Here is a 14,408-nt window from a genome sequence, read left to right as displayed (position 1 = left end):
GAACAGCCTTCTGCAGAGAAGCAGAATCCTCTCCACTGTACTCCCCGCCCGCAGCGGGGTACTGATCAGGATCAATAACGGACGACCGATCAGGGCCGCCCATCGCCACCGGTCAGAGTGCCTGCAACTTGGCGTAGGCCACCATCAGCCACTTGCTGCCTTCATCGTCGAAGTTGACCTGGATGCGCGCCTGGGCGCCGTGGCCTTCGTAGTTGAGCACCACCCCTTCGCCGAACAGCGAGTGCACCACCCGCTGGCCGAGGGCGAAGCCGGTGCTCTCGGTGGCTTCCTGGCTGAACATGGCGCCCTTGCCCCGGCCGGGGCCGAAGGGACGGCTGACCTGGTTGCCCAGACGCACTTCGCGGATCAGCTCTGAGGGAATCTCGCGGACGAAGCGCGACAGCTTGTTGAAGGTCTCGCTGCCGTACAGCCGGCGGGTTTCCGCCCAGGTGATGACCAGCTGCTGCATGGCCCGGGTGATGCCGACATAGGCCAGCCGGCGCTCCTCCTCCAGCCGGCCCGGCTCCTCCAGACTCATCTTGTGCGGGAACAGGCCTTCTTCCATGCCGCTGAGGAACACCAGCGGGAATTCCAGCCCCTTGGCGCTGTGCAAGGTCATCAGCTGCACGCTGTCCTCGAAGCGGTCGGCCTGGGTTTCCCCGGCCTCCAGCGAGGCATGGGCGAGGAAGGCCAGCAGCACGTCGCCCTCCTCCTCGAACTCGACCATCTCGTTCTCGAAGGCGCGGGCGGCGGACACCAGCTCCTCGAGGTTCTCCACCCGACCCTGGGCCTTCTCGCCCTTCTCGTTGCGGTGGAACTCCAGCAGCCCGCTGTGCTCGATCACCTGCTGGGCCATGCTGTACAGCGGCACACCCTCGACCCGCTCGGCCAGCTCCTCGATCATCTGCATGAAGCCCTGTACCGCATTGGCGGCGCGGCCCGGCAGCCCCTTGTGGTCGATCAGGTCGCAGGCCGCCTGCCACATGGACACATCCTGTTCCCGGGCGTGCTGGCGCAGGATCTCCACGGTGCGCTCGCCGATGCCCCGTGCCGGCACGTTGATGATGCGCTCCAGCGCCCCGTCATCGCCGCGGCTGGCGATCAGACGCATGTAGGCCATGGCGTTCTTGATCTCGGCGCGCTCGAAGAAGCGCTGGCCGCCGTAGATGCGATAGGGAATGGCCGCGCGCAGCAGCGCCTCCTCCAGCACCCGGGACTGGGCGTTGGAACGGTACAGGATGGCGATCTCGCTGCGCGCCAGCCCCTGACCTATCGCCTCGCTGATGCGGTCGGTGATGTAGCGCGCCTCGTCCTGCTCGTTGAAACCGGCGTACAGGGCGATCGGCTCGCCCTCGTCACCCTCGGTCCACAGTTCCTTGCCCATGCGCCCGGCGTTGTTGGTGATCAGCGCGTTGGCCGCCTTGAGGATGGTCGCGGTGGAGCGGTAATTCTGCTCCAGGCGGATCAACTCGGCGTTCGGGTAGTCCTGATGGAACTGCTGGATGTTCTCGATCCGCGCGCCGCGCCAGCCGTAGATGGACTGGTCGTCGTCACCCACCACCATCAGGCTGGGATTGCTGCCGGCGATCAGGCGCAGCCAGGCATACTGCACGGCGTTGGTGTCCTGGAACTCATCCACCAGCAGATGCCGGAAGCGTGCCTGATACTGCTCGCGCAGCGAAGGGTTGTCGCGCCACAGCTCCAGCGAACGCAGCAGCAGCTCGGCGAAATCAATCACCCCGGTGCGGGCGCAGGCCTGTTCGTAGGCACTGTAGATGCGCAGCATGGTGGTCAGGTAGAGGTCGCCGGCGGGCTGGATGTGCTGCGGACGCAGGCCCTCGTCCTTCTGCCCGTTGATCCACCACTGGGCCTGGCGCGGCGCCCACTGGTTCTCGTCCAGCCCCAGCTCGCGGATCACCCGCTTGACCAGCCGCAGCTGATCGTCACTGTCGAGAATCTGGAACTGCTCGACCAGCCCGGCCTCGCGCCAGTGGGCGCGCAACAGCCGGTGGGCCAGGCCGTGGAAGGTGCCGACCCACATGCCCCGGGGCGAGATGCCGAGCAACTGCTCGATGCGCTCGCGCATTTCGGCCGCGGCCTTGTTGGTGAAGGTAACCGAGAGGATGCTCCAGGGCGAGGCTTTCTCGACCTCCACCAGCCAGGCGATGCGGTGCACCAGTACCCGGGTCTTGCCGGAGCCGGCCCCGGCCAGCACCAGCTGTTGGCCCGCAGCGGCGGTAACCGCCTGGCGCTGGGCATCATTGAGGGAGTTGAGCAGATGTGAAATGTCCATTGGCGGGATTCTACCCTGCCGGGCGCCATGTCGAAAGGAAGCGGCCAGCCGCCCTTCGCTTCGCCCGCCTGGGGTCACCACCCGACGGGGTATATGCCCCGCCGCCGGTCTGGTGTATCGTTGCCGAAGAGTGCTCCAGTTCACGGAAGAAAAAATGACAACTCGGGATTCCGCGCACCTTCACAGGCTCGGGGCGGCATGAGCTACACCGATCGGCGCCTGAGCGCTGCCAATACCCAGCAGCGGCTGCAACAGCTGGACCTGCTGTTCATGCATTCGCGTCTTTCCCAGTGGCTCATTCTGCTGGCCAGTCTGGTGGTTGCCGTACTGATCTGGAGTTACACCTCACCCAGGCTGATCCTCGGCTGGCTCGCCGCGATCTGCGGGTTGACCCTGCTGCGCATGTGCGTCGCCCGCCTGTACAACCACAGCTCCGCGGAACAGCGCCTGCACCGGCGCTGGCCGATCCTGTTCTATATCGGCAATGCCCTGTCCGGACTGTCCCTGGGCCTGACCCACATATTGCTGGTGCCCATCGACACCTTTGCCGCGCAGGCCAGCACCTATGCCGTCATCGCCGGCGTGATGATCTGCGTCAGCATCATTCACGCACATCGCTTCAGCGCCTTCCTCAGTGTGGCCCTGCCCGGCTGGTTGCTGCCATCGCTGTTCCTGCTGCTGCAGAAGGACGCCAGCAGTCCCTACTGGGGCCTGATGGGGATCACCCTGTTCGGCTGCATCCTGCTGGCGGCGGCCTACCTCAATCATTCGGCGAACCGGGCCCTGCAGAGCAACCTGCGCAACCAGGCGCTGCTGTTCCGGCTGGACGAGGCCCGCCAGCAGGCCGAGGCGCTGAACGTGCAGCTCACCGGCGAAATCCAGCACCGCCGGCAGGCGGAGCAGGAGCTGCGCAACAGCCACGATGCCCTGGAGCACCGGGTGGCACAGCGCACCACCGAACTGCAGCAGACTCAGGCCCGCCTGAGCATGGCGCTGGAGGCCAGTGCCCTGGGGCTGTGGGACTGGGATCTGCGGACCGATATCGTCTACCACTCCCACCTCGAGGAGATCTTCGGCCTCGAGCAGAACCAGGTCACCATGCTCGGCGACCTCAGACCCAGGGTGCATCCGGATGATCTGGGCCGGGTGCGCGAGGCGTTGATCCGTCACTTCAAGGACGGCACGCCCTATTGCATTGAATACCGGGTCCGCCATCAGCAGGGCCACTGGGTCTGGGTGGAGGACAACGGGCGCGCCGTGGACCGGGACATCAACGGCCAGGCCCAGCGCATGATAGGCACCCGGCGCGACATAACCGCCCGGCGCCAGCGCCATGACCTGGACCGGCTCGCCGCGACCGTATTCGAAGCCACTTCCGACGGTATCTTCATCCTCGACCCGACATTACGGGTGCTGGCAGTCAACCAGGCCTTCAGCGTCATCACCGGCTACGCTGCCAGAGACATACTCGAGCAGCCGCTGTTCAGCCTGAGCAGCGATCCGGAAACCCTGGACACCTATGCCCGCATGCGCGCCGCGCTGCGCACCCAGGACCGCTGGGAGGGTGAAGTGATAGAGCAGCGCCGCAGCGGTGAGCGCTATCCCCAGTGGCTGCAGCTGACCGTGGTACGCAACGAGCTGAACGAGATCACCCACTACGTCGGGTTCTTTGCCGACCAGACCATTCGCCGCAAGACCGAGGAACAACTGCGCTACCTGTCCGATCATGATCCCCTGACCCAGCTGGCAAACCGCAGCCTGTTCACCCACAGTCTGGAAGAGGCAACCGCCGCCGCCCGAGCCCAGGGCCAGCATCTGACCCTGTTGCATATCGACCTGGACCGCTTCAAGTACATCAACGATACCCTGGGGCATATCCAGGCCGATGCCCTGCTGTGCGAGGTCGCCGACCGCCTCCGCAGCCTGCTGCCCGACGCCTTTATCCTGGCCCGCCTGTCCGCCGACGAGTTTGTGGTGGTCGAGCAGAACCTGTCCCAGCTGCAGACCAGGGCCCTGGCCGAAAAGCTGTTGCAGATACTGGCCGAACCCATCGTCCTCGGCGACAACGAACTCATCGTCTCGGCCTCCATCGGCATCAGCCTGTTCCCGGACAATGCCCGCAACAGCCTGCAACTGATCAACCGGGCCAACCAGGCCATGCAGCATGCCAAGCGCATGGGCGGCAACTGCTTCAAGTTCTATTCCGCCGATCTGCCCAGTCCCAAGGCTGATCGTCTGCAGCTGGAGAACGAGCTGCGCAAGGCCATCACGGAGGAGCAGCTGCAGGTGCACTACCAGCCCAAACTGCACCTGAACTCCAATCTGATCACCAGTGTCGAGGCCCTGGCCCGCTGGAAACATCCGACCCGGGGCATGCTGCCGCCCGCCGAATTCATCCCCATCGCCGAGGAAACCGGCCTGATACTGCAGCTGGGCAATCTGGTGCTTCGCCAGGCCTGCTCCCAGGCCAGCCAGTGGCTGCATTCGGGCCCCACGCCGATACGGGTGGCGGTGAACATGTCAGTGCAGCAGCTGCGCCAGCCGCGGTTCGCCGCCGAGGTGGCGGAAATACTGCGCGAGGCAGATCTGCCCGCACATCTGCTCGAGCTGGAACTGACCGAAAGCATGCTGCTCGAACAGAGCAGCGCGGTGGCCAACAACCTCAACGCCCTCGAGGAACAGGGGGTCAAGCTGTCGGTGGACGATTTCGGCACCGGCTATTCATCCCTGGCCTACCTCAAGCATTTCCCGATTCACAGCCTGAAGATCGACCGCGCTTTCATCAGCGAGCTGGATGAGCATTCCCGGGACTCGGCCATAGTGCGCGCCATCGTCGCCATGGCGCACAGCATGAACCTGCAGGTAGTGGCCGAAGGGGTGGAGCAGGACAGCCAGCTGGCGTTCCTGCGTAATCAGGGCTGTGATGAGGTGCAGGGCTATCTGATCAGCAAGCCGGCGCCGGCACAGGTGCTGACCCAGCTGCTGCAGCGCCGCCAGACCAACAGCAAGGCCGACCTCCCTGCCACAGCCCGCTAGGGCGCGGGATCAGTCGCCGCGCTCATCAAACCAGGCGTGTCCGGCCCGCTCCAGCAGGCTGTCGGCAGCCTCCGGCCCCCAGCTCCCGGCGGCATAGCGCTTGGGCGAGCGGTACACCTCCTGCCAACCACCGATGATGGGATCCACCCAGCGCCAGGCCGCCTCTATCTCGTCGCGACGCATGAACAGGGTCGCATCGCCCTCGATCACATCCAGCAGCAGCCGCTCGTAGGCATCCCAGCGACGGCGCTTGAAGGCCTCGTCGAAATGCAGATCCAGCTCCACCTCCTGCAGCGCCATGCCGCGCCCCGGCGACTTGGCCATCAGTGACAGACTGATGCTCTCGTCCGGCTGCAGGCGGATGACCAGGCGGTTGCCCTGGGGCGTGGTGCCGGGGAACAGCCGGTGGGGTACCGACTTGAACTGGATGACGATCTCCGACTTGCGCTGGGCCAGGGACTTGCCGGTGCGCAGGTAGAAAGGCACGCCGGCCCAGCGCCAGTTGTCGATCTCGGCGCGCAGCGCGACATAGGTTTCGGTATTGCTGTCGTGATCGACACTTTTCTCGAAGTAGTAGGCGGGCAAGGTCTCGCCGGCGCGCCGGCCTCTGGAATACTGCCCGCGCACGGTCTGATCCTGCACATCCATGCCGGTGATCGGCCGCAGCGCCTCGAGTATCTTGAGTTTCTCGTTACGCACCGCCTCCGGCTCGAAATGCACCGGCGCCTCCATGGCCACCAGACACAGCAGCTGCAGCAGATGGTTCTGCACCATGTCGCGCATGGCCCCGGCCTGATCGTAGTAGGCGCCGCGGTTTTCCACGCCCACGGTCTCCAGTACGCTGATCTGTACATGATCAATGTGGCCGTTGCGCCACAGCGGCTCGAACAGGGCATTGCCGAAGCGCAGGGCCAGCAGGTTCTGCACCGCTTCCTTGCCGAGAAAATGATCGATGCGGAACACCCGGGACTCGTCGAACACGCTGCCGATCTGATCATTGACCCGCCGGGCGGTGGCCAGACTTTCGCCCAGGGGCTTCTCCAGCACTATGCGCGCCTGATCATCGACCAGACCGGCGCCGTGCAGATGCAGCGCCGTGGGGGCGAACAGATCGGGCAGCGTGGCCAGATAGAAGACCCTGACCCGCCCCGGGCTGTCGCCCAGATGGCGCGCCAATCTGGCAAATTCCAGCCGCTGACTGATGTCCAGGGGCATGTAGTCCAGGCGTGCGGAGAAACTTCCCCAGCTGTCCTCGCTGAAGTCGGCGCTGGCCACATGCTGGCTGACATGCCGGCGCACCAGCCTGCGATAGGCCTCGGGTTCGTGCCGCGCCCGGGCCAGGGCGAGAATGCGGGTCTGCGGATGCAGGTGACGATCCCGGTGCAGGTAGTACAGGGCCGGCAGCAGCTTGCGCATGGCCAGATCGCCGGTGCCGCCGAAAACCACGATATCGCAGGCGTTGCCCCCTCGCGCAGTCATTGCTGTTCTCCTCGGAAAAGCGGAGGGACTGTTTTTGTAGTATAACTACAAGACATCAGCACACCCCATCCGCAGACTAACATGAAGCCGCCGTGAATTTGCTCCAACATATTGCAGGCAACCGCCACTCCCTACGCAAGTCGGAGTTGAAGGTGGCCGACCACGTTCTCAACCATGCCGCCCAGGTGATGCATTCATCCATGGCCGACCTGGCGCGGGAAGTCGGGGTCAGCGAGCCGACCATTGTGCGGTTCTGCCGGGCCATTGGCTGCAGCGGTTTTCAGGACCTCAAGCTCAAGCTGGCGCAGAGTCTGGCCGCCGGTACCAGCTTCGGTCAGTTCTCGATCAGCGAGGACGACAGCATCGAGGAGCTGTCGCACAAGATCTTCGATACCACCCTGGCGACCCTGATGGACGTGCGTGAGAGCCTGGACGCCGATGCCATGGAGCAGGCGATCCTGGCCATGGCCGAGGCCCGGCGTGTGGAGTTCTACGGTTTCGGCGCCTCCGGCGCCGTGGCCAGTGATGCACAGCACAAGTTCTTCCGTCTGCAGGTCTCCACCGCTGCCTATTCCGACCCGCACATGCAGGCCATGTCGGCGGTGACCCTCGGCCCCTATGATGTGGCGGTGGCCATCTCCCAGACCGGCCGAACCAAGGACCTGCTGCATTCCGCCTCGCTGGTGGTGGAAACCGGTGCGACCCTGATCAGCCTGTGCCCGAGCAACACCCCGCTGGCGGAGCTGGGGCGCATTCATATCCCCATCGATGTTACCGAGGACACCGACATCTACACCCCGTTGTCCTCGCGTATCGCCCATCTGGTGGTGATCGATGTACTGGCCATGGGCATGGCCATGCGCCGCGGGCCCGAGCTGGTGAACCACCTGAAGAACGTCAAGCGGAGCCTGCGCGGATTACGGTTGTCAAACAAGGCTGGACAACGCCAGAACGACAACCAGGATTGATCCATGCATGACGTCGAGCGCGGCCCCGCTCCTGCCGAGCGGTCAGCCGTCCCGCTTGCCCGCGATCCGGGCCAGACCCTGCGCTTCGCCGACCACTGGGTGCCGCCGACACCGGTCTCGGGCATCAACGTGCAATGCCGCCTGCGGCATTTCGCCATAGTCAGTTATGCGGTGGACCCGGAACCCCTGCGCGGCCTGATACCGCCGCGCTTTCGCCTGGATACGGTACGTATCGACGGTCGCGATCAGGCGCTGGTCTCTGCAGTCCCTTTCCTCAATGTGGATTTCGGACTCGCTGCCTATCCGTCACCGACGCTGGAGATGGCCCAGGTGGACTACCGGGCCTATGTCATCGACCAGCACAGCGGCGAGCGCGCGGTCTGGTTTCTCGGCACCACCCTGGACTCCTGGACGCTGCCGCTGCCGCGCTACCTCTGGCAGCAGCCCTGGCACCCGGCACGCACCCGGTTCGACTGTGAACTCGAGCCCGGCGGCCAGTTCTACCGCCACTATCGCATGCATTCCGCCTCGGCCTGGGGCAGCGCCGAGCTGAGCCTGCGCCAACCGGTACAGCAGGCGCCGACCTATCCCGGCTTCGCCGACGAGGAGACCGCGCTGTTCTGCCTGACCCACCCGCTGGTAGGCTTCTATCACCGCCTGCGCGACCGCCGTCTCGGAGCCTACCGGGTCTGGCATGACCGCCTGGCAGTGCAGCCGGCGGAGCTGCTGAGCGCCCGATTCGCGCTGTTCGACCGCCTGGGACTGGTAAACTACGCCCGGCAGCAGTTCCCGCACAGCGTCCTGGTGCAGCCGATCAACGACTTTACCGTCTACCTGCCACCGACACGCCTCGAGTAAGGAGTCACCCCATGCCCGTTGCCATGGCCCGACACATTCTGGTCAAGACCGAGGATGAAGCGCTGGCGCTGAAGAAGCGTATCGCCGCCGGCGAAGCCTTTGATGTACTGGCCAGAAAGCACTCAACCTGCCCGTCAAAGAAGCGCGGCGGCGATCTGGGCGAGGTACGCCCGGGGCAGATGGTCCGGGCGATCGACCAGATCATTTTCCGAAGGCCGCTGAAGGTGATTCACGGCCCGGTGAAAACCCAGTTCGGCTGGCATCTGGTGCAGGTGTTCTACCGCGACTGACCATCCCGGGCATCCATCAAGCGCCCTGCTCCTGCCGATTCCTGCAGAAATGCGATTAGCGTCTATCCTGTAGACCAATAATCAATAAAAGCTGCACCTTACGCCAAGGAGTACGGTATGCAACTCAAAGACCTGTACAAACCCGTGCGCATCCTGAGCTTCGCTGTACTGGCCCTGATGCTGGTTGCCGCCCTGTTCGCATTCACCATGACCGGCCTGCACTGGACCGGTATCAACGTCTGACGGGGCCTCCAACATGAACAACCGCCAAGCCAGAATCTTCGCCTGGGGCGCGACCATTGCCGCGGCAGTGGTATTCCTCGGGCTGACCCTCGACAGCCACCGCCAGTTTCCCGACCTGACCAATGCCGAGAACATCACCCCCGAGGTGACCCACGGCAAGGACGTGTGGCACAAGTACAACTGCATCAACTGCCATACCCTCTTTGGTGAGGGCGCCTACTACGCCCCGGACCTGACCAAGATCACCCAGCACCGCGGCGAAGCCTACCTGCAGGCCTACATGCGTGACCCGTCCGCGTTCTATGACGAGCAACGCCACCGCCGGCTGATGCCGCAGCAGAACCTGAGCGAGGAAGAAATCACCAACCTGATCAGGTTCCTCGACTGGGTGGCCAATGTGGATAACCAAGGCTGGCCACCGCGGCCGATTCTGGTCACCGGCGGCTTTACCGCTGTGGCCGGTTCGGGTGGCGCGGGCGCTGCGGCTGCCGTGCAGAGCGGCTCTACCTCGGTCGGTGTACGCCCGGTAAGTCCTGATAACGATCCGCGGGCCCTGGGCGAAAACGTGTTCCGCACTGCCGTGCCCGGTTGCGTGGCCTGTCACTCGCTGGCACCCGGTGCCGATGGCGCGGGCCCGAGCCTGGCCGGCGTCGCCACCCGGGCTGAGCTGCTGGTGGGTACCGCCGACTACAGCGGTCAGGCTACCGACGTGGAAGGCTATATACGCGAATCCATTCTCGAGCCCAGTGCCCACCTGAGTACCGGGGGCATGTATTCGGCCAACGGCATGTCTTTCATGCCCGATACCTACGGCGACAGCCTCAGCGAAGAGGAAATCGAGCAGCTGGTCGCCTTCCTGGCCACGCTCAAGTGATACCCGCGACTGCCGCGCCGATACAGGCGCGACAATATGGGATTGACGGAGAATAACAATGCGCTACAAGTCACAGTCAGTCGCCTATTGGTACTTTGCGGTGGCCATGGTGCTGTTCGGCCTGCAGATCGTATTCGGCCTGTTGTCGGCCACCAAGTACCTGGGTCCCGACCCGCTGCTGTATATCCTGCCGTTTGACGTCACCAAGACCATCCACACCAACCTGCTGATCGTCTGGGTGATCACCGGCTTCATGGGCGCCACTTACTGGCTGGTGCCTGATGAGTCGCGTACCGAACTGCACAGCACCAAACTGGCCTATATCCAGCTGGTGCTGTGGACCGGCATGGGCGTGGCGGCCGTCATCGGTTACCTGTTCCGCTACGGCACCGGCAACAAGCTGCTGGAACAGCCCCTGCCGCACAAGCTGATCATGGTCGTGTGCTTCGCGATCTTCATCTACAACATCGGCATGACCATCAAGAGGTCGGGACGCTTCACCACCACCGAAGGGGTACTGGTACTGGGGATCGTCAGCACCGCCGTGCTGTTCGTACCGGCACTGCTGCATTACGAGAACTATACCGTTTCGATCTTCTATCGCTGGTGGACCATCCACCTGTGGGTGGAAGGGGTATGGATGATGATCATGGGGGCCTTCCTTGCCTACCTGCTGATCCGCCTGTCCGGCGCCGACCGCGAGGTACTGGAGAAGTGGCTCTACGTGATCGTCGGGCTGGTATTCCTGGCCGGCATTCTCGGTACCGCTCACCATTACTACTGGGTCGGCGTTCCATATTACTGGCTGCCGATCGGCGGGTTCTTCAGCGCGCTGGAGCCGCTGGCCATCGTCGGCATGGCCATGTACGCCTACGGCGCCATGCGCCGCTCGGGCATGTCCCACCCCAACGTGCTGGCGCTGCACTGGACCCTGGGCAGCACCATCTTCACGCTGTTCGGCGCCGGCTTGCTGGGTCTGGCCCATACCTGGCCGAGTATCAACAAGTGGACCCACGGCACGCTGATCACGGCCATGCACGGCCATGCAGCCTTCTATGGGGCCTATGCGATGATCTGCCTGGCCATGATCACCTATGCCATGCCGTCCCTCACCCACGGGCGCCCGGAGAAGGGCACCAGCATCGGCTACTGGGCATTCTGGCTGCAGCTGGCCGGCATGTTCGGGATGACCATCTCCTTCGCTACCGCCGGTATCGGTCAGGTCTATCTCGAGCGGATCATGGGCATGGGCTATCTCGATGCCCAGCTGAAGATCCAAATCCACTTCGTCATGCTGATCGTCTGCGCCAGCCTGTTCTCCACCGGCGTCGGACTGTTCATCTACGACTTCTTCCGTTACCGGCCGCGGCTGGATGTCACCGAACCGGGCGTCGCTGACAATGACATTGCCGTCGGCCGCGTGGTGTGAGATGGGCATGACTGAACCCGTACAGGGCCTCGCTGCCGATGCTGTCGCGGGGCCCTGGTACCATCCCACCGGCAACGAGGTGGCGCTGTTCGAGCAGTGCCACGCCCGCGGCCTGGCGGTCATGCTCAAGGGGCCGACCGGCTGCGGCAAGACGCGCTTTGTCGAACACATGGCCTGGAAGCTGGGCCGCCCGCTGATCACCGTGCCCTGCCACGATGATCTGGCCGCCAGCGATCTCATCGGACGCTTTCTCATCCAGCATGACGGCACCGTATGGCAGGACGGTCCGCTCACCCGGGCGGTGCGCGAAGGCGCCATCTGCTATCTGGATGAAGTGGTCGAGGCCCGACAGGACACCGTGGTGGTGCTGCACGCCCTGACCGACCATCGACGGATCCTGCCGATCGACAAGACCGGAGAGGTACTGCAGGCCGCGCCCGGATTCCAGCTGGTGATTTCTTACAACCCCGGTTACCAGCGCATGCTCAAGGATCTCAAACCCAGCACCCGTCAGCGCTTTGTCGCCATGGATCTGGACTTTCCGCCGCCGGAGCTGGAAGCGCGCATCGTCCAGCATGAAAGCGGCGTGGACCAGGCCGCTGCCAACGGGCTGGTATCACTGGCCGAACGTATCCGCCAGCTGCGTGACCGCGGTCTGGCTGAGGTGCCCAGCACCCGCCTGCTGATTGCGGCGGGCACCCTCATGGCCTCCGGCATCCCCCTGCGTGAAGCCTGCTACGCCGCCATTGTCTCGCCGCTGTCCGACGAGTCCTCGATGGTCGACGCCCTGCGTGATCTGGTCGACGCCACCTTTGTCTGAGCGAGGGACAGGCCGCGATGGCTGAACCGGAGGACCTGCTCAGCGACGCCGCCCGCCATGCCACCATCCATATCCGCAGGCTCTGGCTGCGCTACCGGCCGCCGCCACCCGGCCCGCCCACCGCCATGCTGGTGGATGTCGCGCCGCGTCTGGACCTGCTGATCACCGCGCTGAGCGGCACCACGCTGCAGATCCGCGCTGCCCAGCGGCCGCCGCACCCGACCATGCTGGCGCGGTTCTTCCGCCGCGTGCAGGCCCCCTGGCTGAAACAACCGATCCCCGCCACCAACGGCGAGCGGCTGTGGTTGCCGGTGGATTCCGGCATCGAGGATCTCGCGCTGGGCAATGAGCTGTACCGGGTCATGGCCCTGCAACAGGCGGCCCGTGCCCAGCGCGGCAGCGCCGGGCTGGTCGATCCGCAATGGCCGGCGCTGCAGGCGGATGCGTTTCTGCTGCTGGAAGCCTGGGCGGCCGACTTCGATCTGCTGCGCCAGCTTCCCGGGATGGCACCGGGTATCGGCCGGCTGCGGCAGTTCGCGCTGCAGCGCCGCCCTGAACTGCGCACCTTCTCGCCGGTTCGGCGGCCGCTGGAGGCTCTGCTGCAGCAACTGTTGCGCACCTCTCCCGGTGCGGCCTGCGCTGCGCTGCCGCACAGCCCCTCGCCGCGGGAGTCGGCCAGGCTGTCGCTGGACGTGCTGCAACGCCTCGGCCTGGACCCGCAGGACAGGCGCGGTGGCGATGCCCCCCTGCTCAGGGACTGGTGGACCGGCGAGCTGCGGTCACCCGCCAGCGCCAGTCGCAATGACATGCCGGCCGAGGGCGAGCCAGGCGAGCCACAGGCCTCCAGCGAGCCCCCCCGCAGTTCCCACCTGCTGCGCCGGCCGGAGGTGCGCGAGGCGAAGGAAGGTGAAGATGATGACAGGGACCCGGGCATTCTCATGGTCCAGCTGGACGAGCCGCACCAGCAGGCGGAAGATCCGCTGGGTCTGAACCGCCCGGTGGACAGGGGCGAGGACATCAGCGCAGACGAATATGGCGACATGCTTTCCGAGCTCTCCCAGGCCCGCCTGGTGTCCACACCCGGAAGCTCGAAGGAGGTGCTGATTTCCGACGATCCACCGGATACCAATACCGCCATGCAGCTGAAGACCGCCATCCGCGAGGGCGGCGGCCTGCAGTATCCCGAATGGGATTGCCGCATCCAGGCCTACCGCCAGCCCGGCGCCACCCTGCATGTGCTGCCCAATCTGCCCGGCTCGCAGCAATGGGTCGATGAGACGCTGGAGGAGCACCGCAGCCTGCTGAACCAGATCCGCCGCCGCTTCGAGATGCTCAGCGCACGGCGCGTCACCCACCGCAGGCAACTGGACGGTGACGACATCGACCTGCAGGCGTATATCGACAGCTACGCAGACTTCCGTGCCGGCGGCAGCCTGTCCGATGCGCTGTACCAGACCCGCCGCACCGCGGAGCGCCACCTTGCGATCACGCTGCTGATCGATATCAGCGGTTCCACCGACAGCTGGGTCTCCACCAGCAAGCGCATCATCGATGTGGAGCGCGAAGCCCTGCTGCTGGTGAGTTTCGCTCTGGATGGGCTGGGCGAGCCCTGGTCGATCCAGGCCTTTTCCGGGGAGGGACCGGATGCGGTGATCGTCCGGCAGATCAAGACCTTCGATGAGCCATTCGGTAACGATGTGGCGCTGCGCATCAGCTCACTGGAGCCGGAGCACTACACCCGCGCCGGCGCCGCCATCCGTCACGCCAGCCAGGACCTGCTGCGCCAGCAGGCCAGCCACCGGTTGCTGCTGGTGCTGTCCGACGGCAAGCCCAATGACAGGGATATCTACGAAGGCCAGTACGGCGTGGAGGACATGCGCCAGGCCGTCACCGAGGCCAGCCTGCAGGGCATCTCCGCCTTCTGCCTGACCATCGACCGCCAGGCCCCGGCCTACCTGCCGCGCATTTTCGGCGCACGGAACTACGCCCTGCTGCCGCGCCCGGAGCTGTTGCCCACGGTATTGCTGGATTGGATGAAGCGGCTGGTGGTGCGCTGAACAATAAGTGACGGCAACCCTCTGCAGATGCGAGTTCCATCTCGCACAGTGGGTCTGACTG

At 64.8% G+C, this 14,408-nt stretch carries 11 protein-coding genes; 9 read left to right on the top strand and 2 right to left on the bottom strand.

Features of this window, described 5'->3' with window-relative positions; all coding sequences use genetic code 11:
- Positions 1 to 112: 112 nt before the first annotated feature.
- Positions 113 to 2,293, bottom strand: coding sequence for a DNA helicase II (gene uvrD, locus VF673_RS06215; RefSeq protein WP_440291287.1), 2,181 nt, complete (start codon positions 2,291 to 2,293; stop codon positions 113 to 115).
- Between the two features lie 198 nt (positions 2,294 to 2,491).
- On the opposite strand from uvrD, the gene VF673_RS06210 reads away from it, so the two are divergent.
- Positions 2,492 to 5,329, top strand: a complete 2,838-nt coding sequence (locus VF673_RS06210) for an EAL domain-containing protein (RefSeq protein ID WP_440291286.1) — start codon at positions 2,492 to 2,494, stop codon at positions 5,327 to 5,329.
- Positions 5,330 to 5,338: 9 nt separating this feature from the next.
- On the opposite strand, the gene zwf is transcribed toward VF673_RS06210, so the two are convergent.
- Complete coding sequence (zwf, locus tag VF673_RS06205) at positions 5,339 to 6,808, bottom strand: glucose-6-phosphate dehydrogenase (protein WP_440291285.1); 1,470 nt, start codon at positions 6,806 to 6,808, stop codon at positions 5,339 to 5,341.
- 92 nt (positions 6,809 to 6,900) lie between these two features.
- On the opposite strand from zwf, the gene hexR reads away from it, so the two are divergent.
- The 8 genes from hexR (at position 6,901) to VF673_RS06165 (ending at position 14,347) form a co-directional block, all read left to right on the top strand.
- A complete protein-coding gene (gene hexR, locus VF673_RS06200; protein WP_440291284.1) occupies positions 6,901 to 7,776 on the top strand; it encodes a transcriptional regulator HexR in 876 nt (291 codons plus the stop codon).
- Between the two features lie 3 nt (positions 7,777 to 7,779).
- On the top strand, positions 7,780 to 8,634 hold the full coding sequence (locus VF673_RS06195; RefSeq protein ID WP_320331466.1) for a DUF2071 domain-containing protein: 855 nt from the start codon (positions 7,780 to 7,782) through the stop codon (positions 8,632 to 8,634).
- Between the two features lie 11 nt (positions 8,635 to 8,645).
- On the top strand, positions 8,646 to 8,924 hold the full coding sequence (locus VF673_RS06190) for a peptidylprolyl isomerase (RefSeq protein ID WP_320331467.1): 279 nt from the start codon (positions 8,646 to 8,648) through the stop codon (positions 8,922 to 8,924).
- Positions 8,925 to 9,041: 117 nt separating this feature from the next.
- Positions 9,042 to 9,167, top strand: a complete 126-nt coding sequence (locus tag VF673_RS06185; protein ID WP_440291283.1) for a hypothetical protein — start codon at positions 9,042 to 9,044, stop codon at positions 9,165 to 9,167.
- A gap of 13 nt (positions 9,168 to 9,180) precedes the next feature.
- Positions 9,181 to 10,041 (top strand): c-type cytochrome, encoded by an 861-nt coding sequence (locus VF673_RS06180; RefSeq protein WP_320331469.1) that lies wholly within the window; start codon positions 9,181 to 9,183, stop codon positions 10,039 to 10,041.
- A gap of 58 nt (positions 10,042 to 10,099) precedes the next feature.
- A complete protein-coding gene (locus tag VF673_RS06175) occupies positions 10,100 to 11,470 on the top strand; it encodes a cbb3-type cytochrome c oxidase subunit I (protein WP_320331470.1) in 1,371 nt (456 codons plus the stop codon).
- 7 nt (positions 11,471 to 11,477) lie between these two features.
- Positions 11,478 to 12,290 (top strand): CbbQ/NirQ/NorQ/GpvN family protein, encoded by an 813-nt coding sequence (locus tag VF673_RS06170; RefSeq protein WP_320331471.1) that lies wholly within the window; start codon positions 11,478 to 11,480, stop codon positions 12,288 to 12,290.
- A 17-nt stretch (positions 12,291 to 12,307) separates the two neighbouring features.
- Positions 12,308 to 14,347, top strand: coding sequence for a nitric oxide reductase activation protein NorD (locus VF673_RS06165; protein WP_440291282.1), 2,040 nt, complete (start codon positions 12,308 to 12,310; stop codon positions 14,345 to 14,347).
- The last annotated feature ends 61 nt before the right edge of the window (positions 14,348 to 14,408 follow it).

The sequence above is a fragment of the Halopseudomonas sp. Lyrl_26 genome (assembly GCF_051948695.1).
GTDB classification, from domain to species: Bacteria; Pseudomonadota; Gammaproteobacteria; order Pseudomonadales; family Pseudomonadaceae; genus Halopseudomonas; species Halopseudomonas formosensis.
This window is presented reverse-complemented; position numbering and strand designations above follow the sequence as displayed.